The 19,296-nt window shown below is 65.1% G+C and carries 14 protein-coding genes and 1 pseudogene; 3 read left to right on the top strand and 12 right to left on the bottom strand.

Annotated features, from left to right (window positions below):
• Nucleotides 1–220 precede the first annotated feature (220 nt).
• Nucleotides 221–571 (top strand): metalloregulator ArsR/SmtB family transcription factor, encoded by a 351-nt coding sequence (locus NVV99_RS22225; protein WP_260783032.1) that lies wholly within the window; start codon nt 221–223, stop codon nt 569–571.
• Between the two features lie 204 nt (nt 572–775).
• Here NVV99_RS22225 and NVV99_RS22220 read toward each other — a convergent pair.
• From NVV99_RS22220 to NVV99_RS22165, 12 genes and pseudogenes are all read right to left on the bottom strand, one after another.
• Nucleotides 776–2,031, bottom strand: a protein-coding gene (locus NVV99_RS22220; RefSeq protein ID WP_260783031.1) for an IS3 family transposase whose coding sequence is annotated in 2 segments (ribosomal slippage) — nt 776–1,758 and nt 1,758–2,031 — 1,257 coding nt in all. Because the reading frame shifts where the segments join, the coding sequence is not laid out codon by codon here.
• A 44-nt stretch (nt 2,032–2,075) separates the two neighbouring features.
• Nucleotides 2,076–2,960: pseudogene (locus NVV99_RS22215) on the bottom strand (IS701 family transposase); the annotation flags it as partial.
• 541 nt (nt 2,961–3,501) lie between these two features.
• The gene (locus NVV99_RS22210; protein WP_252173350.1) at nt 3,502–4,389 is read right to left on the bottom strand and encodes an SDR family NAD(P)-dependent oxidoreductase; all 888 of its coding nucleotides are present in this window, start codon (nt 4,387–4,389) and stop codon (nt 3,502–3,504) included.
• Nucleotides 4,390–4,442: 53 nt separating this feature from the next.
• Nucleotides 4,443–7,640 carry a carboxyl transferase domain-containing protein gene (locus NVV99_RS22205; RefSeq protein ID WP_260783030.1) on the bottom strand — a complete coding sequence of 1,066 codons (3,198 nt, stop codon included), beginning with the start codon at nt 7,638–7,640 and terminating at the stop codon, nt 4,443–4,445.
• Nucleotides 7,641–7,643: 3 nt separating this feature from the next.
• Nucleotides 7,644–9,347 (bottom strand): AMP-binding protein, encoded by a 1,704-nt coding sequence (locus tag NVV99_RS22200; RefSeq protein ID WP_252173352.1) that lies wholly within the window; start codon nt 9,345–9,347, stop codon nt 7,644–7,646.
• Between the two features lie 2 nt (nt 9,348–9,349).
• Entirely contained in the window at nt 9,350–10,051 is a 702-nt protein-coding gene (locus tag NVV99_RS22195; protein WP_019290702.1) for a TetR/AcrR family transcriptional regulator, read from the bottom strand.
• Nucleotides 10,048–11,436: an MFS transporter gene (locus tag NVV99_RS22190; protein WP_019290703.1), complete on the bottom strand. Its 1,389-nt coding sequence runs from the start codon at nt 11,434–11,436 to the stop codon at nt 10,048–10,050. Before NVV99_RS22190 ends, NVV99_RS22195 begins: the two co-directional genes overlap by 4 nt.
• Nucleotides 11,437–11,649: 213 nt before the next feature.
• Nucleotides 11,650–12,633 carry an NADPH:quinone oxidoreductase family protein gene (locus NVV99_RS22185; protein ID WP_019290704.1) on the bottom strand — a complete coding sequence of 328 codons (984 nt, stop codon included), beginning with the start codon at nt 12,631–12,633 and terminating at the stop codon, nt 11,650–11,652.
• Between the two features lie 180 nt (nt 12,634–12,813).
• The gene (locus tag NVV99_RS22180; RefSeq protein WP_260783029.1) at nt 12,814–13,857 is read right to left on the bottom strand and encodes a phosphotransferase family protein; all 1,044 of its coding nucleotides are present in this window, start codon (nt 13,855–13,857) and stop codon (nt 12,814–12,816) included.
• Nucleotides 13,850–14,632 carry an SDR family oxidoreductase gene (locus NVV99_RS22175; protein ID WP_033097495.1) on the bottom strand — a complete coding sequence of 261 codons (783 nt, stop codon included), beginning with the start codon at nt 14,630–14,632 and terminating at the stop codon, nt 13,850–13,852. Before NVV99_RS22175 ends, NVV99_RS22180 begins: the two co-directional genes overlap by 8 nt.
• Nucleotides 14,633–14,634: 2 nt before the next feature.
• Nucleotides 14,635–15,861 (bottom strand): acyl-CoA dehydrogenase family protein, encoded by a 1,227-nt coding sequence (locus NVV99_RS22170; protein ID WP_019290707.1) that lies wholly within the window; start codon nt 15,859–15,861, stop codon nt 14,635–14,637.
• 65 nt (nt 15,862–15,926) lie between these two features.
• Entirely contained in the window at nt 15,927–16,742 is an 816-nt protein-coding gene (locus NVV99_RS22165; protein ID WP_230824881.1) for an SDR family oxidoreductase, read from the bottom strand.
• A gap of 229 nt (nt 16,743–16,971) precedes the next feature.
• Here NVV99_RS22165 and NVV99_RS22160 point away from each other — a divergent pair, with 229 nt between their 5' ends.
• Both NVV99_RS22160 and NVV99_RS22155 read left to right on the top strand, forming a co-directional pair.
• A complete protein-coding gene (locus NVV99_RS22160) occupies nt 16,972–17,448 on the top strand; it encodes a MaoC family dehydratase (RefSeq protein ID WP_260783028.1) in 477 nt (158 codons plus the stop codon).
• 243 nt (nt 17,449–17,691) lie between these two features.
• Nucleotides 17,692–19,191 carry an AMP-binding protein gene (locus NVV99_RS22155; RefSeq protein WP_033097498.1) on the top strand — a complete coding sequence of 500 codons (1,500 nt, stop codon included), beginning with the start codon at nt 17,692–17,694 and terminating at the stop codon, nt 19,189–19,191.
• Nucleotides 19,192–19,296: the final 105 nt, after the last annotated feature.

The raw sequence follows: 19,296 nt of genomic DNA, 5'->3' as shown, positions 1-19,296 counted from the left end.
AATCCGGGCGCATCACCTCGACGGGTGACGGTGGTGTCGACGCCGCCTCCACCGTCCGTGCGGCGATGGCAATCTGACAACAGGTCGAAGACAAGGACATCGAGGACCGAGTGATGTTCGCACCTACACCAGGAGCGGCATCAAGAACGTACGTGGAAGCGTGCCATACGGATCGATACCGCGGTGGATACGCACATAGTTTGTGTTTCGAGGAGAGTGCATGAGTGACCGTTCTGCGCTCAATCCCAGTGAGGCCGCGAAAGCCGCTGCTGCCCTCAAGGGCCCGGATATCGAAGGTTGGGCAGCCCGCTTCGAAATGCTGTCCGAACCCAACCGCCTGCGCATTCTGCATTGCTTGCACCACATACCCGGGCTGTGCGTCAGTGACCTCGCCGCTGCCGTCGGGATGTCACCCACCGCTGTATCGCAGGCACTGCGACTACTTCGCCAACGTGGCCTGGTCTCCTACACCCGTATGGGCCGAATCGTCCGCTATCAACTCAGTGACGACCCCACACACTCATTACTGCACCAAATGGGTGCCGTCCATGGGCACAACCACCACCATTAATACGATCACCAACGTCGTGGAACTCATACGCCTTGACCACTTCTGTCAATGGGACCACCGGAGAATTCACGCTGGCGGCACCCCCCAGCGGCGGGCCTCGATGGGGCCTTGACCCCCGTCCAGGGAACGCAAGAGACGCACGCCAACACCAGCGACAACCAACCAGCTATGCGATAGTGAACCGTCTCGGGTTTCTTGCCGCTCCTATATCGGTGACGGCTCCGGTTGCGGAGTCGACAGGTGAGCGTAGTACGCCGCCTCGAATTCATCCGGCGGGACGTATCCGAGACGGCTGTGCAGGCGACTGCGATTGAACCAGTCGACCCACTCCATCGTGGCGTACTCGACGTCCTCGACGGACGTGTAGGGACCCGGATGGAACGGGTTTCCCTTGGCGATCACTTCGGTCTTGAACAACCCGATCGTGCTCTCGGCCAGAGCGTTGTCGTACGCGTCTCCGACACTGCCAATCGACGCGGCAATACCCTCCAGCACAAGGGTTTCCGCGAAAGCAATGGAAGTGTACTGACTGCCGGCATCGCTATGGTGGATCAACCCTGAGCCGACCGGATGGCCCGTGTGGTCACGTCGCCACAATGCCATCTTCAAGGCGGTGGTGACCATCGCGGTGTCTTTGACGGTGGCGGCATGCCAGCCGACGATCGCCCGCGAGAAGCAGTCGATCACGAACGCGACATAGACGAACCCCGCCCAGGTGCGGCAATAGGTGAAGTCGGTGACCCACTTCCGATTCGGAACCTCGGCGGTGAAATCACGATCGACCAGGTCAGGGGCGCGGCGGCTGTGCGAGCCGCCGGGCACGGTGGTGCGGTGCCGACGGCCCCGGACCGCTCCGGACAGCCCTTCATCACACATCAACCGGTCGACGGTGCATGCCGCGACGTCGTGGCCGTGTCTACGCAGGTGCACGGTCATCTTTCGGCGACCGTAGAGACCTTCGGCGGTGCCGACGGTCTCACGCAGAGCGTTCGTCAGATGTGCATCGGCGACGGTCCGGCGGGATGGAGAAGCAGTTTTCCGGTTCCGATACGTGCGTGGGGCGACCTTGACGTCACGCTCGGTGAGCACGGCGCAGATCGACTCGACCCGGTGTCCTTGTGCACGCATCTGGTCGATGAACTGGCAGATCAGCGGCGGCGAGGGTCGAGCTCCCTCGGGAAGAAAATCGAGGCCGATTTCAAGATCTCGTTGGCCTCACGGAGGTCTCGGACTTCGCGTTCGAGCTCTTTGATTCGTTGCTGTTCAGCGGTGGTCACGCCGGGTGTCTTGTCGGCATCGATCAGAGCCTGGCGGGTCCAGGTGCGCAGCGACTCGACACCGACGCCGAGCTTCGGGGCGATGGCTTTGCACGCCGCGAACGGCGAAGAATATTCGTCGAGGTGGTCGAGGACCATCTTCACCGCTCGTTCACGCTGCTCGGCGGGGTAACGCTCGGACATGATGTGCATCCTCCTCAAGGAAGGAGGCGGCATCAAACCCGAGACGGTTCAGTGAGCGACCGACGGGCCAGCAACCAATGACCGCGGCCCGGTTCACGGATGGGCCGGATCGGGGCGGCGGCCCAGTCGTAGACCCGCGGTCCGTGCGCACCATCGCCGCACGACAGCCGTTGCCAGGCCGATGCGTCGAGCTCGGCGATCACGGTGTGGGCGCGGCGCTGCCGCAACTGCATCGACACCACCATCTGCGTTTTCGGCACCGCCAGCACGTGCGCCATTCCGCGCGATTCGAGCCACATCCGCAGCCGGCCGACCTGCCCGTAGGCCTCGTCGGCAGTAACCCACCCGAACGGAATCCCGGCATCGAGTGCGCGTGCGAGCATCGTCTGGGCCAGTTCGGGTTTGGTCGCGAACTCGACGTCGTCGTCGATGCCGGCATCGCGACACCGATCGCGGTCCTCGGTCCAGGCTTTCGGTAGATACAACTCTCGGTCGATCAACGCCCGACCACGGTCGGAGGCGTACGCCAGGAACACCCCGACCTGACTGTTCTCGATCCGCCCGGCGGTTCCGGAATACTGCCGAGCCACTCCGGCGGATCTGTTGCCCTTCTTCAGAAAACCGGTCTCGTCGACGATCAACACCCCGGCGGTCTCGTCGCCGATCGCTTCGACCACCACGTCTCGCACGTCATCGCGCAGCCCGTCGCCGTCCCAGGCGTAGAAGTTCAGCAGTCGTTGCATACCTTCCGGGCCGGTGTCCCCGGCGGCCTCGGCCAGTGTCCAGCCGTTCTTCCGTTCGACCTCCGCGAGCAATCCCCGGACATACGCCGCCATCCGCCGCCGTGACTCCACCCGCGAGAACCGGTGCGCGAACCGACTGCAGAACGCTGTGAACCCGGCTGACCATTCCAACACCTCCGACTGCACCAAGATCAAGTACCATAGACACAACCTCGGTCACAAACTGTCGTTGCAGTACTAAGCCCGGATCCCCAAGTCGAAGACACCGGCGCCGGCCGCCGCAACGTCCGTAATGGGATTCCGCAGCCCGTTCGAGCGGGGTTCGGTAGTGGTCGAGGAGGTCACTTCAGGCAAGTCCTTGCTGGTCGAACCGCGAGACTCGTCGCGGCGGGATGCAGTGGAGGCGCCACCCGTACGGAGTAACCCTGACCGGAGTCGTGATGTTCGTCGTTCCCGTCTCCGATCGGCGTTCGCCGGAGGTGCTTCCGATGACACCACCCACCTTGCTCGACCGACAATGCCAATAACAGAGGCTCTGTCACAATCTGCACAGGGATTGCCTGTGCCGAATTACAAGGTAAGCGTTGTCCTCTGCCGCGCGACGAAGTTATCTGGGCGCGAACGAGTCTCGTCGCGAGAACATTGCCGGCCAAGGCGAGCATGTTCGTGCATGTTCCTCGGTCGTCGACTCCCCACGACGTCGGCAGACCGGACGCTCCATGACCAATCAAGAGGAAGAATCGGCGTTCGCGCGCTTTGCCAGTTCGACGTACAGGTCGGTTTGATCGAAGGCCGAGCCCACAGGGCGCGCGTCGGTCATATCGGCGATCTCGTCCCAACGCTCGGCGATCGTCTCGGCGGTGCGCTCGGCCTCGGGAATGAAGACTGGCCGGGCTTCCAGCATGCGCGAGACGGCGAATACGCCGGCGCCGGCGCCGAGGATGACACCGTTCGGGGCATCCGGGGAGACCAGGAAGACCGCCCCGGGCGCGATGGTTTCCGGACCCAGTCTAGCGGCAGCGTCGTCGGGGAGCAGACCCTCGGTCATCTGCGTAGCGGCGGTCGGGGCCAGAGCATTGACCCGGATTCCCTTGCGGTCCCCCTCGATCGCGAGCACATTCGTCAGGCCGACCAACGCGGATTTTGCTGCGCCGTAGTTGGATTGTCCGAAGTTCCCGTATATTCCGGACGCCGAGGTGGTCATCAGGATCCGACCGTAACCCTGTGCCAGCATGTGCGGCCACGCAGCCTTGGTGCAGTGCACCGATCCCATCAGGTGCACATCGATCACCTTGCGGAAGTCGGCCAGCTCCATCTTGGCGAAAGTCTTGTCGCGCAGGATCCCGGCGTTGTTGATCAGGATGTCGATACGGCCCCACCGCTCGACGGCACCGTCGACCAGCGTCCGGACCGCAGCAACATCGGTGATATCGGTGTCGGATGGGACCGCGTGACCGCCCGCATCGACGATCTCGGCCGCCACCCCGGCGGCCCCGTCGCCGATGTCGTTCACGACCACCCTGACGCCGCGTTCCGCAAGCGCGAGGGCATGTGCACGCCCCAGGCCACCCCCGGCACCCGTGACGATCGCGACCTGCCCGGCAAACCTGTCCATATCTTTCGTCCTTCCCCGGCCTGCCGTACGGCCCGGCCTCGAAGCTTGTCGAATCAGTTGTGCAGAGTACGGATCCAGTCGCGTGTCGCCGCCGGATCGATCACGTCGTCGAGTTCGAAGGTGGTTGCCGCGCTCAGAGCGCGTCCGCGACTGTAGGCGTCGGTCACCAACCGGTCGTAGAGTTCGGTACGGGCTTCGTCCGTCGGTGCAGCTGCCAGCTCCTTGCTGTAGCCCAGGCGGACACTGCCTTCGAGTCCCATGCCTCCGATCTCGCCGGTGGGCCACGCGACGGTGAACAGTGGCGCGCGGTAGCTACCGCCGGTCATCGCCATGGCACCCAGCCCGTAGCCCTTGCGCAGCACCACTGCTCCGAACGGCACGGTCAGCCGGGCCCCCAGCACGAACAGACGCGCGAATCGGCGCACGGTGGCTTCCTCCTCTGCGGCGGGACCCACCATGAAACCCGGTGTGTCGCAGAGCGATATCATGGGAAGTCGGTGTTCCTCGCACAGTTCGAGGAAGTCGGCGAGCTTGTCGGCGCCTTCGGCATCGATGGCTCCGCCGAGATGGCGGCTGCTGTTGGCGATCAAGCCGAACGGTCGCCCTTCCACCCGCACCAGGGCTGTCACGATTCCCGGTGCGTAATCGGGACGCAGTTCGAGCACGGAGTCGACGTCGACGATCGATTCGATCGCCGCGTGTACGTCGTAGGCACGCAGTCGGTTCTCCGGGATCACGTGGCGAGCCAGCCGGGTGTCGGGTGCGTCCCATTCGGACAATGGTCCCTGGAAGTAGCTCAGATACCGTCGAGCCAACTCCACCGCATGCGCTTCGTCGTCGGCCACGAGGTGCACGACACCGTTCCGGCGCTGTACGTCGATCGGTCCGATCGCCTCGGGTGGATACTCGCCGAGTCCGCCGCCGGAGATCATGGCCGGCCCGCCCATTCCTATGTTGGCATCCGGTGTCGCGATCAGCACATCGCATACGCCTGCCAGCGCTGCGTTGCCCGCGAAGCACCGGCCCGAGACGACCGCGATCAGCGGCACCACTCCGCGCAGTGCGCCCAGGGTGCGGAAGGTCGGCACATCCAGACCTGCAACGATGTCGTGGTCGGTTTCACCCGGTCGTCCACCGCCTCCTTCGGCGAAGAGCACCACGGGGAGCTTCCGGCGTGTAGCGACTTCGAGCAGTCGATCCGTCTTGTCATGATTGCGCCAGCCCTGTGTGCCCGCCATGACGGTGTAGTCGTACGACATCACGACTGTCTCTGCCCGGTCGGCACCGAAGCGATCGGCCCCGATCGTGGCGATCCCACCGACCAGTCCGTCGGCCGGTCCGTTGACGATCAGGTCTTCCTCACTGCGCCGTCTGCGCTGTGCCGGCAGGACGAGCGGCCCGTATTCGACGAAACTCGACGGGTCGACCAGATCCTCGATGTTCTCCCGTGCGGTCCGGCGGCCGATGCTCCGGCGCTTGGCCACCGCGTCCGGGCGCGCCTCGTCGCGGGTGAGGCGGTGACGTTCGTTCACCTCGTCCAGATCGGTGCGGTGGCGATCAAGGTCGAGCGTCTCGGTCTCGGACACCCCGGCCCGAGCGCCTTCCTGCGGCTCGTGCACCACGAGGGGGTCGCCGATGCCGACGGTCTGTCCCGGCGAGACGAGCACTCGGACAGCTGTCGTCGAGGCGTCGGTCAGGATCTCGTGCTCCATCTTCATCGCCTCGAGCACCACCAGCGCCGAACCGGCGGCCACCCGTGCTCCCGATTCGACGACGGTGACCACGGTGCCGGCCATCTGTGCCCGCACCACCTCTCGTCCGGGAGGCAGATCGACCTCGGCGACCGCCGTCGTGGATCGCTCCTCCGACTCGGGTACGAGGTCGCCCAGGCGGCGGCGCAGGAAGTCGATGTCGACAGGACCGGAGCGGAACTCGTCGTCGCTGAGCAGGTTCCGCAGGAAGGCGATGTTGGTCGCGGGGCCCTCGATGACGAACTCGCCCAGCGCACCGTATGCCTTTGCGAAGGCCGACAGGGTGGTCGACGACCGCACGACGACTTTCGCCAGCAGCGAGTCGTAACGTGCACTGGTGACCAGACCCGGCACGCCGAAGGTGTCGACCCGTACGCCCGGGCCGGTCGGCGGAGTGAAGACGGACAGGGTTCCGGCGCTGGGTACGGCGGACCCGTCCGCAGACATCGTCTCCAGGTTCACCCGTGCCTGCACGGCAACGCCCTGTGCGGCAGTCGGCGTGCCGGTCACCTCGCCGTCGGTGCAGATGATTCCGGGAGGTAGCCCACAGCTGGACAGCGGTCTGCCCTCGGCAAGTTGGAGTTGTGTGGCCACCAGGTCGACTCCGGTCACCTCTTCGGTGACGGTGTGCTCGACCTGGATACGTGGGTTGACTTCGAGAAAGACGAATTCGGAGTCGCGGAGCAGGAATTCGACCGTGGCCAGACCCCGGTAGCCGACCGAGGCACACAGTGCACTCGCGGCGGACTGCAACCGCACCCGCAGATCCTCGGACAAGCCGGGCGCCGGTGCGATCTCGACGAGCTTCTGGTGACGGCGTTGCACGCTGCAGTCCCGGTCGCCGAGCGCCAGTGCGGTGGTGCCGTCCCCGATCACCTGCACCTCGATGTGACGGGCGCCGCCGAACAGTGCTTCGGCGAAAACCCGTCCGTCGCCGAAGCCCAGTTCGGCTTCCGCGACACAAGCGCGGTAGGCGGCATCGATGTCGGCGCCGGGCGGAACGGCGCGCATACCGCGCCCTCCGCCGCCGGCGACGGCCTTGATTATCACGCCTCCGGGTTGTCCGGCGGCGAAGGCGCGCACCGCCTCCACATCCACGCCCCGGCCGGTCGCGGGCAACACCGGTACCCCGGCCTGCTGTGCCGCAGCGCGTGCCGAGGACTTGTCACCGAAGGTGTCCAGCACGTCGGCGGCGGGGCCGACGAAGGCGATCCCCGCCCGGTCACAGGCGCGAGCGAAATCCGCGTTCTCGGCAAGGAACCCGTAACCGGGATGGATCGCGTCCGCTCCGCACTCGTCGGCGGCGGCGAGGACCGCGTCGATGTCCAGGTAGGCGGCCGGTCCGGACCCGGGCAGCCGCACAGCGTGGTCTGCCGCACCGACGTGCGGTGTCCCGGCGTCGTCGTCGGCGTACACCGCGATGGTGGCGATTCCCATCTCCCGGGCGGTACGGATGACGCGCAGTGCAATCTCACCACGGTTGGCGATCAGCAGCTTCATCGGTCAGGACTCCGTTCCGGGCTTCAGTTCTGCGGCGCGCTCGAGCAGCACGCCCTTGCGGATCTTGCCGGTGGCCGTCATCGGCATCTCGGCGACGAGCAGGATGTCCGGCACCTTGTAGCGGGCCATGTTCTCGCGGGCCCAGGCCGTGAGCGCTTCTTCGGTCACGCTGTCGTCGGCCGGTACGACGAACGCCACCGGAACCTGTCCTCGCTCGGGGTCCGGACGCGGGACCACCGACACCGACTCGACTCCGGCGTGCAACATCAGCAACGACTCGACCTCGGTGGGAAACACGCTCATTCCGTTGATCTTGATCATTTCCTTCGTGCGCGCGAGGTAGTGCAGCGCTCCGCGCTCGTCGATACGACCGATGTCGCCGGTGTACAACCAGCCATCACGAATCGACTCGGCTGTCGCGTCGGGACGTCCGTAATAGGCCGTGAGAATCGAGGGGCTGCGCACGATGATCTCGCCACTTTCCCCAACAGGCACCGACACGCCCTGCTCGTCGACGATGAGAATGTCGGTACCCGGCACCGGAAATCCGCAGAACACGGGTTCGGCGTGCAGGTCGTGGTCCTCGTCCTGAAAACCCAGCGTGAAGGTGTCACCGGTGTGTGTTTCGGTCATGCCGTACGACGCTTCGCGCAGCACACCACCCGTAGCCTCCCGCCACAGGCGCCGGATCTCCGGCGAGAGCTTGGTGACGAAGGAGACGGCGAGGGGATTGTGCAAAGACGTGAAGTCGGCGCCGTCGAAATCGGGCCGGTTCATCATCTCGAGGTAACTGTCGACGGTTGCGACGGTGTCGGTGACCTTGTGCTCGGCGATCAATGCCGCTGCAGCCGTCGGATCCCACCGCGTCATCAGCACCACGGTTTGGCCGTTGATCAGCGGTTTGAGGATGCCGAAGTCCTCCCCCGCGATCCAGAAGACGGGCAGGAAGTTCAGGCTCACACAGTCGGGATCCCCGGGGATCCGCCCACCGGACATCGTGACAGTTGCAGCGGTGTAGGCCATGTGACGCTGTGTGTGCTCGCAGCCTTTGGGCATCCCCGTGGTTCCGCCGGTGTAGTTCAGCGCGGCGAGCGCATCGGGGTCGCTCGGTCCGCCGACGTGGCGAGGCGCCGCCATCAGGTCGGCCCAATCCGACCCTTCCCGGTCGTCGGGGTCGAACGGAACCGGAACTGTCGGTGCAGCCTCAAGGAGATCTCCCAATGCCGTTGTCACGACGGTCTGCACCGGCGTGTCGGCACGCACCGTCTCGACCAGCTCGCGCAGGTCCGTCTGCGTGAGCAGCGTCCTGACGCCGGCATCGTCGAGTTCGTGGCGCAGTTCGTGTCCCTTGAACAGCGGATTGATCGGAACATGTACGGCGCCGACCTTGAGGATCCCGAGCATCGCGATGTGGAACTGCGGGCAGTTGCCCAGGTGCACTCCGACGCGTTGCCCGGGCTGCACGCCGATGGACGTGAGCCACCCGGCGAATCTGTCGGACATCTCGTCGTAGGCGGCGTAGGTGATGTCGCGACCGTAGAAAGAGATGGCGACGGTGTCCGGACGCTCGCGCGCCCAATGTCGCAGGTGCTCGGCGAGCGCCGGTGTGCCCGCCGGATAGGTGAATTCACGCGGTACCTGCGCCGGCCAGTTCTTCTCCTGTAGGGCGCGAATCTGGGCCAGCGCGGACTCGATACGGTCGGACATGGTCACCTTTCTTCGGAGTGTGTGTCCCGAGCGGGGCGGGCGCCGATACCGACCAGCCGTTCGGTGAGGAGGATTTGATCGGCGATGAACTGCTGCTTCTCCTCCGGCGAGCTGTGTACCAATCGCTTCGCGCCATAGTGGATCGAGTCGGCGATCATCAGTACCAGTCGCTCGGGTGCGACTGCCGGGTCGATCAGGTCGGAGTCGAGACCATTGAGGTAGTTGGCGAATCGCCGCATGGTGCGGCGGCGCACGCTGCCCCAGATGGCCTCGACCTCCGGGTTCACCGAAGCGGCGACATCGATGAGCCCGACCAGCCCTCCGTGGGTGAAGATGACCTCGGCATACGCCCGTGTGGTGGCGGCGAGCACTTCGGCCGGTGCAGCCGTCTCGATACCTTCGAGGAACTGCGCCTCCGTCAGTTCATCGGCGATCTTCTCGACCACCGCCAGGAAGATCTCCTCCTTGGAGCGGAAGTAGGCATAGAACGTCGGGCGTGACGTGTGTGCACGGGCGGCGATCATCTCCACGGTGACGGCCCCGACCCCCACCTCGTCGAAGCATTCGGCGGCAGCGGAGAGAAGCTGGTTGCGGCGTTCGCCTCCGGCATCCTTACGCCTGGCACGGGCATGATCCTGTACGTTGCTCACGCACAGAGTCTGCTGGGGCACGGGCTCGCCTTCAAGGACGTCGGCAGGGATCACGCGGCGACACGAATGCCGGGGACGGCATCCGGATCTTCTCGCACGACCCTGTGGTTGGTCTCCGGGAGAAGCCAGGCGCACACCAGAGTGACCGCCGCCATCGCCCCGATGTAGATCGACACACCTACCGTCGACGCGGTTTCGGCCACGATCCAGGTCATCACCAGCGGCGCGACTCCGGAAACCGCCACGGCCGCGAGTTGGTAGGCCAGGGATGCACCCGAGTAGCGCACCCGCGGCTCGAACAACTCACCCATGAAGGCAGCGAGAGGCCCGTAGGTGAGTGCCTGCCCGACGCTGCTGACGACCATGGCGATGAACAACAACGGACCCGAGGCCGAATTCGCGAGCCAGAAGAAGGGGAAGGCCCACGCCATCAGAAGAGCGGCGCCGACGAGGATCAACGGTCGGCGGCCGACGGAATCGGAGAATTTGCCTGCCAGCATGATCACGATCGGCATGAGCACCGAGGTGGACAGAATGCACACCAGGATCACATTCCGGCTCATCCCCAGGCCTCCCTGCGCAGCCGGCTGGGTGCCGTAGCTGAGGAATCCGGCGATCGAGACGTAGAACGCCGAATTGGTGGCGGCCAGCAGGCCTGCCCCCAGCAGGATCATCCGCCAGTGCACACGAACGGCCTCCGCGAGCGGAGCCTGCGCGATGTGCTCCTCCGTGTTGCGCTTGCTTTCGACTTCGGCCTGCAGCTGGCGGAACTCCGCGGAGTCCTCCACACGAGTGTGGATGTAGAGCACGACCGGGAAGAGCAGCGCGCTGGCCCAGAACGGGATCCGCCAACCCCAGCTGAGGAATGCCGCATCCGACATGACCGAATTGGCGAGGATCATCGCGAGGTTGCCCAGGGCCAGGCCGAGGGGAACGCCCATCTGGCCGAACGTACCGGCAAAACCACGCTTCTTCGGGCCGGTCGATTCGGTGAGCAGCAGGACGATTCCGCCCCATTGGCCGCCGCAGGCCAGACCTTGGACGAATCGTAGGGTCACCAGCAGTATCGGCGCGGCGATACCCATCACGCTCGCCGACGGCAGGCAGCCGATCGCGAAAGTTGCGATACCCATCGTGATCAAGCAGATGAGCACCATCGGCTTGCGGCCGATCTTGTCTCCGTAGTGGCCGGCGATAATCCCGCCCAGAGGGCGGGCGACGAAACCGACCGCGAAGGTGCTGAATGCCAGCAGAGTACCCACCATGGCCGACGTGTCCGGGAAGAAGATCTTCGGAAACACCAGCGCCGCTGCGGTGCCGTAGATGAAGAAGTCGTACCACTCGATCGAGCTGCCGATCAGCCCGGCGCCCAGAAGCTTGCGATGAGACCGGCGACTCTGTCGTTCCGAGGCCTTGTCCGCCGGAATTGTTCGTGTCATGAATCATCTCCAGTTCTCGATGTGATACCGCACACAGGCTGCTTTACATTGACGTTCATGTCAAGCGTGTGAACATGCGTTTTCCTGCTGCCGTGAACATGTCGGGACGCGGTCGGGCCGTCGCGTCACCGATGCGCTTTCCCCGCTCGGAGATCTCGGCAAACGAGGGCGCTCAACGGTTTCCGGCCGTATCGGCCCGACTTCCCGGTCGGATCAGGGTTGGAAGACGAGACGGCCCACTGTCGTACCGTCGCCGAGTCGACCCACCCCGTCCGACACATCACCCAGAGAGAGGTGTTCGCCGATCAGCGGGACGAGCAACCCCTCGTCGGCGAGCCGGGTCAGTTCGGCGTGGCACACGTCGGTCACGGCCGGGTTCTTCGATTGATAGAGACCCCAGTGCAGGCCGACGATCGAGTAGTTCTTGATCAGCGCGTGGTTGAGCGCCGGTTGGGGGATGGTGCCACCCGCGAAACCGATGACGACGATGCGGCCCTCGAAAGCGATGCACTTGGCCGAGCCGGCGTACGCGTCCCCGCCGACCGGATCGAACACGATGTCCGCACCGTGCCCACCGGTGAAATCCTTCACGATCGGCACGAAATCCTCGGTGTGCCGGTCGATCACGAGATCGGCACCGAGCTCCTTGGCATAGGCGGCCTTCTCCTGCCCGCCGACGACACCGATGACGGTCGCACCCGCGGCCTTACCGAGCTGCACGGCCGCGCTGCCGACTCCACCGGCAGCCGCATGCACGAGCAGATAGTCGCCCGCGGCGATCTGCGTGCGGCGGTGCAATGCGAACCAGGCTGTCTGATATCCGATGGTCAGCGCGGCGTTCGCAGCGTCGTCCAGCGCTTCGGGCGCGGGAAACACGTTGGCTTGCTCCATTACTGCGTACTCCGCGAATCCGCCGTGCGGCAGTACCGGCGTTCCGACGACCCGATCACCGAGCGCGGCGCGAGTGACACCTTCTCCCACTGCAACGACTTCACCGCACAGTTCGACACCCGGTGTGAACGGCAGCGGCGGCGTGATCTGGTACTTGCCCCTGCACAGCAGGACATCGGGGAAGTTCGCCGGCACGGCCAGCACCTTCACCAGTACCTGGCCGTCACCGGCGGTGGGTTCTGCGACGTCCTCGAGTTTCAGGACAGCGCGGGGCTCTCCGAGTTGGCTCACACGCCAAGCCTTCATCTGTTCTCCTCAACTGGTGCCGATGGATGGTGGTGCCCGGTCCGGGCCGCCTACGGGGCGGCTGCGCGTCGCAGTGATCGCGGGGTGCCTGTTGTCCTGCGGTGCCGGAAGCGGCAATGGCCGTCTCGTCCGTCACGAGTTCTCGACGTCTTCGTGATGTCCGAGCGCGCCGCTACGGCATCAGATGCCGGCTGCGGCCGCTATCTCACGTGCCTTGTGCACGAGTGCGTCGATCCGTTCCACGGTAGGGGTGCCCGCGGCTGCCCTGTTGGCCGGCGTGTCCATGGCCCGGCGCATCACGCCCTCGGCGATGATCGCCACCTTCCACAATCCGAGGACGTGCCAGAACTTCAACGCCTGCGGGTCCCGCCCGCTTGCGTCGAGGTAGATCCGGGCGAGTTCGTCACGGTTCGGGAATCCCTCGAGCGTCGAGGCCGGGAAATCACCCCCGGTGGTCTCACCGGGCTGCGGCCAGTAGGCGAGCAACGATCCCATATCCGCCAACGGGTCGCCGAGAGTCGACAGCTCCCAGTCCAGCGCGCCGATCACGTCGCCGGTGTCGCGGGAGACGATCACGTTGCGCAAGTGGAAGTCGCCGTGTACGAGCGAGATCTCGGTCTGTTCGGGTATCGCGGCAATCAGTCTCCGGGTGAGGTCGTCGAGCTCCGGTAGTTCCCGGGTCTTCGACTGCTCCCATTGACCGGACCAGCGCTTGAGCTGCCGCGCCGCATAGGGTTTGTGACTGGCCAGATCGTCCAGCCCTACATGCGCCAGGTCCACCGCGTGGATCTCGACGAGTGTGCGGGGTAGTGCCACCGCGATCTCGCGGCGCCGCTGCGGCGTCAGCGACTCTGCGACTTCCATCGTGTCCACGACCATGCCGTCGATGAACTCCATCAGCACCAGTGGCACGTCCGATATCGCAGGGTCCTGGGCGACACCGAAGATCCGCGGCATAGGCACGTCCGTGTGTTCGAGCGCCGACATGATCCGTGCCTCGCGGGCGACGTCGTGCGCAGAGGCCAGTAGGTGGCCGAGCGGCGGGCGACGCAGCACCCACCGTCGGCCGCCGTCGTCGCGCACCAGATACGTGAGATTGGACTGACCGAGGCCGATGCGGTCGAACGACAGTTCGCCGGTGATGTCGATGCCCAACTCGCCGAACCAGCGGGTGACCGCGGCCGGATCCACCCCGAGGATCTCCCGCCGCACTGCCTCAGACACCGAGCGACGCTCCCTTCCGGTAGGCACGGGCATCGCCGAGCCGCTGGCCACCGTCGATGACCATCGTTTCACCGGTGATCCACGCGGCTGCGTCGGAGGCGAGGAAGGCAATTGCCGAGGCGATGTCCTCGGGTTCACCGATCCGAGCCAGGGCCGTCGCCCCCGATACCTCGTTCTCGTGTTCTTTCCACAGCGCTTCGGCGAGTTTGGTCCGCACGACACCGGGCGCGACAGCGTTGACGCGGATCGCAGGTGACAACTCCAGAGCGAGCTGCTTGGTCAGGTAGATCAACGCTGCCTTCGACACGTTGTACAAGCCGATGTCGGCCTCGTGACCGAGACCGCCGATCGAGGCGGTGTTGATCACGGACCCACCGTGTTCGCCCATCCACGCTTCGGTGGCCAGCCTCGTCCACAGCAGCGGCGCCCACAGGTTCACGTCCATCGTCTTCGCGAACCGGCCGTGATCCTGCGCGATCATCGGTCCGTAGGCCGGGTTGGTTCCCGCGTTGTTGACGAGAATGTCGACGCTACCGAACTTTTCGAGTGTGATATCGATGCAGCGGCGTGCTTGGTCCTCCCCCACGGCGTGTGCGCCGACACCGATCGCGTTGCCGGTGATCTGCGCGGCGGCGGCGTCGGCGGCGTCCTGCTTGCGGGAGGTGAGCACCACGGCGGCGCCCGCGGTCGCCAGGGCCTGCGCCGCGGCCATCCCGATGCCCCGGGACGCGCCGGTGACGATGGCGGTCCTGCCGGTCAGGTCGACGGTGATCATGTTCAGTGGCCTTCCGGTCGCAGGTCACGGTACTGCCGCAGCTCGCGTCGGGCGATGGCGCGTTTATGCACCTCGTCGGGGCCGTCGGCCAGACGCAGGGTACGCAGATGGGCGTAGGCCATCGCGAGCGGGAAGTCGTCGGTGACTCCCCCGCCGCCGTGTACCTGGATGGCTCGGTCGACGATCTTCAGTGCGATCGTCGGAGCCGCAACCTTGATCGCAGCGATCTCGGTCTGTGTCTCCTTGTTGCCGACCGTGTCCATGAGGTAGGCGGCCTTGAGGGTGAGCAGACGGATCATCTCGATCTCGATGCGTGCCTCCGCGATCCAGTCCTGGATGTTGGCGTTGTCGGCGACCGGCTTACCGAAGGTCACGCGCGACTGGGCGCGTGCGCACATCAGGGCCAATGCACGCTCGGCCATTCCGATGGAACGCATGCAGTGGTGGATACGTCCCGGCCCGAGACGGGCCTGGCTGATCGCGAAGCCCTCACCTTCCCCTTTCAGCAGGTCCTTCGAAGGCACCCGGACGTCCTTGAAGTCGATCTCCGCATGTCCCTCGCGGTCCTGGTAACCGAATACCGGCAGTCCGCGCATCACGGTGACTCCCGGCGCGTCGATCGGCACCACCATCATCGATTGCTGCCGGTGGGGCGGCGCAGACGGATCCGTTTTGCCCATCACGATCATCACTTTGCAGTTCTTGTGAAGAGCGTTGGAGGCGAACCATTTCCGTCCGTTGAGGATGTAATCGTCGCCGTCCTTGACCATCGACAGCTCGACGTTGGTCGCGTCGGAGCTGGCGACGGCCGGCTCGGTCATGGCGAATGCGGAAGCCATCGTGCCGTCGAGCAGCGGCTTCAGGTACTTCTCCCGATGCTCCTCGGTGCCGAAGAGTTCGAGCACCTCCATGTTGCCGGTGTCGGGGGCGTTGCAGTTGCATGCCTCGGACGCGATGTGGCTGCGACCCATGATCTCTGCCAGTGGAGCGTACTCGAGGTTCGTCAGGCCACCGCCGGTGCCGGGATGGGGGTGGAAGAGGTTCCACAGACCCCGCCTTTTCGCCTCGGCCTTGAGCTCTTCGAGAATCGGCGGCTGGAAGTGTGGATCACCGGACGCGCGCATCTGTTCGTCGTACACGGCCTCGGCCGGATACACATGCATGTCCATGAAATCCAGCAGTTCCTTCTGCAACCGCTGGGCGTGCTCCGAAAGGTCGAACAGGGACATGTGACGCTCCTGATGGTGGCATGGGATTCGGTGAACAAGCTCGTTCGGGAAGGGCCGGCCCGATGTCAGCCCTCCTGGAGGGACGCCTGGTAGCGGCGCATGCCGCGCAACCATCGGTCGTAGTCGGCGCCCTTACGGCGGTACATGTCGAGGACCTGGGGATGCGGCAGGACGAGGAAACGCTCGTCGTCGATCGCGGCGAGGACGTCCGCAGCGACTTGGGCAGGTTCGAGGATTTCCCCGGCAGTGGTGACTGCCTTCGCCCCGATATCCGCCAGGCCGTCCGGTGCACTGTCGTCCGGGAACAGAAGCTTGGTGTTGACGCCCTGCGGGCACAGGCAGCTGACTTTCACGCCTCGGTCGCCGTAGGTGACGCTGAGCCATTCGGCGAAACCGACTGCTGCATGCTTGGTCACTGAGTAGGTGGCCGAACCGACCTGCGTGAGTAGTCCGGCAGCGGAAGCAGTGCTGACGAAATAACCCTCGCCGCGCTCGACCCATCCCGGTACCAGTAGTTGCGCGGCGCGGATGTGGGCGCGCAGGTTCACATCGAGCGACAGGTCCCATGCGGCGTCGTCGGCTCCGAGTCCCGGCGTCCCCGTGATGCCGGCGTTTGCGAAGTAGAGGTCGACCGGACCGAATTCCTTCTCCGCCAGCGTGATCAGATCGGTGATGATCTCGGTCTTCGAGACGTCACCGTCGGCGGCGACCGCGGCACCCGGATGATCGGCGACGATCTTGTCGACAACGGTCCCAGCGGCTGCGGCATCGAGGTCGGCGACGACGACCCGCGCACCCTCGTCGACGAGCGCCCGTGCGATCGCGCCCCCGATCCCCCCGCCGCCCCCGGTGACGACAGCTACTTTGCCTGCAACCTGCACTCCCGGCCCGCTTTCGTGTCGATGGATTCTCGTGCCGGTCCCGCACCGGCTACGCCCAGCGGGTCGCCCCTGGCCGACCCGCTGGGCCTTCGGAGCATCCGGATGTGATGCATCTCTCTTCCCTCATGTATAGTTGAATCCGGCGTCAAGTTCAACCCCTGCGCGTTCTCGTCGAATTCTGGCGCCATCCCCGCGATCTGCACACTGTCGACCTGCGTCAGGGAGAAACATGGACACAACCACCCTTCCCGTCCGCCCGAGTACGGCTGCCGATCTCGCTGCGCTCATCGGAAGAGAACTCGGACCGACCGAGTGGTACGAGATCACCCAGGAGCGCGTGAACGCTTTTGCCGACGCGACCGGCGACCATCAGTGGATCCATATCGACCCCGAGAGAGCCGCGGCGAGCCCGTTGGGTAGCACCATCGCGCACGGGTTGTTCAGCCTTTCGCTGGGTCCATACCTGTCCGGCCGATTGCTTGCATTCGACGGTTTCGCGCACGGTCTGAACTACGGCTACAACAAGGTCCGTTTCCCCGCTCCGGTTCCGGTCGGCTCTCGGATCCGTATGCGCGTCACGGTTGCCTCCGTGAACGAGGTCGCCGGTGACGTCCAGGTCACGACCACACAGATCATCGAGCGGGAAGGTTCCGACAAGCCGGTCATGGTCGCCGAGTCGATCGCGCGCGTCGTCGCCGGAGATTGATCCGGCCGGCTCCCTGCAGGCGGGAGAACCTCGACCGCGCAAAGTCTTTCAGCACGTACCTTTTACCGCTCGTTCACGGTGCAACGCACAACGGCCACGTCGCTACGCGGCATGCGGCCGACATCACCCCCGAAGTCCGGGGAACCCACCGACATCCGGATCGGCATATTGACGTCGGATTCAAGTTGTGATCGAGTGAGATCCCCGTCACACATCCCCTCGTACCCGGAAGGCGGACACCAGATGCCCAACCTGCTCGATCCGATTACCCGTCATGCCGCACGAGCCGACGATGCCGTCGCCCTACGAACCGAGACCGGTCCGTGGACTTATACTGCGCTGGAACAGAAGTGCCTCCGATATGCCGGCATGCTGCGCAACGGTGGTATTTCCGCGGGCGACCGGGTCCTCCTTCTGGCTCCGTCGTCACCCGAATTCGTCGTGGCATATATGGGAATTCAGGCGATAGGCGCCGTGGTGGTTCCTGTGAACACCATGTCCACTGCCGAGGAGATCGAGTACTACATTACCGATTCGGGGGCTGCACTTGTCGTCGGCCGACACGAGCTGGGACCTGCCGCCGCCGATGCCGCCACGACCGTCGGTATCGCGTATCGGGCTCTCGAGCCCGGCGGGGACTGCACCGCCGAGCCGATCGCGGATGTCGCGGACCTCGAACCCGACGCTACTGCAGCCATCCTCTACACCTCCGGAACTACCGGAAAACCCAAGGGTGCACAACTTTCCGTCGGTAACCTGCTGGCAGCGGGAGAGATCGGCGCAGCCGCCGCAGGTAGTACCTCCATCGACCGCGTCGGCACCGGCCTCCCCCTGTTCCATGTGTTCGGGCAGGCGTCGGTCATGATGGCCGCGTTCACCAGCGGCGGTTCGCTGTCGCTGCTGAGCAGATTCACTCCCGACGGCATGATCGACATGATGCGCCGGGACGAACTGACCGTCATGTGCGGAGTGCCGACGATGTGGAATGCCATGCTGCACTCCGCGGGGGACGCCGACGCCGCCGACTTCGCCCATCTCCGCGTCGCGGTGTCCGGTGGTGCTTCACTACCGGGCGAGATCGCGCGCGCATTCGAAGCCCGTTTCGGCTGCACCATTCTCGAAGGTTATGGCCTGACCGAGACCACCGCACTGGGCACATTCAACGACATCGAACGCGGCGGCAAGATCGGTTATACCGGCAGTGCCGTGCCGCGACTGCAGGTCGAGGTCCGCGATCCCGAGGGCGCACCCTGCCCTGCGGGCACCGTCGGAGAGATCTACATCAAGGGCGACACCGTCATGAAGGGCTACTGGAACCGGCCCGACGCGACCGCCGCGGTATCGACCGAGGACGGTTGGTTCCGCACCGGCGACCTCGGTGAGTTCGACGACGAGGGCGACCTGCGCATCGTGGACCGTCTCAAGGATCTGATCATCCGCGGCGGGTACAACGTCTACCCGGGCGAGGTCGAAGAGGTGCTCTACCAGCATCCCGACATCGTCGAGGCGGCTGTGGTCGGTGTCCCCGACGATCATTACGGCGAGGAGGTCGCCGCCGTCATCACCCGCAAGCCCGGTTCCGACCTCACCGAGTCCGAGGTCACCGAGTGGTCCCGGAAGAAGCTGTCCGCATACAAGGTTCCGCGCATCGTCCGGTTCGTCGAGCAACTTCCCAAGGGCTCGACGGGCAAGATCCTCAAGCGCAACATCGACCGCGATGAGTTGCGGGCCGCAAACGCATAGACGAGTCGTACCGGACTCTCGACGTTGACGTCGACAGCGGGAAGTCAGCGCCTCAACGCCGGGAGCCCGGAGCGGTGTAGGTGGTTTCGGCGACTTCAGCGTCGG

It is taken from the genome of Rhodococcus sp. PAE-6, assembly GCF_025290685.1.
Taxonomy (GTDB): domain Bacteria; phylum Actinomycetota; class Actinomycetes; order Mycobacteriales; family Mycobacteriaceae; genus Rhodococcus; species Rhodococcus pyridinivorans.
The sequence above is the reverse complement of the archived record's forward strand: the minus strand, read 5'-3'. Positions and strand labels throughout refer to the sequence as shown.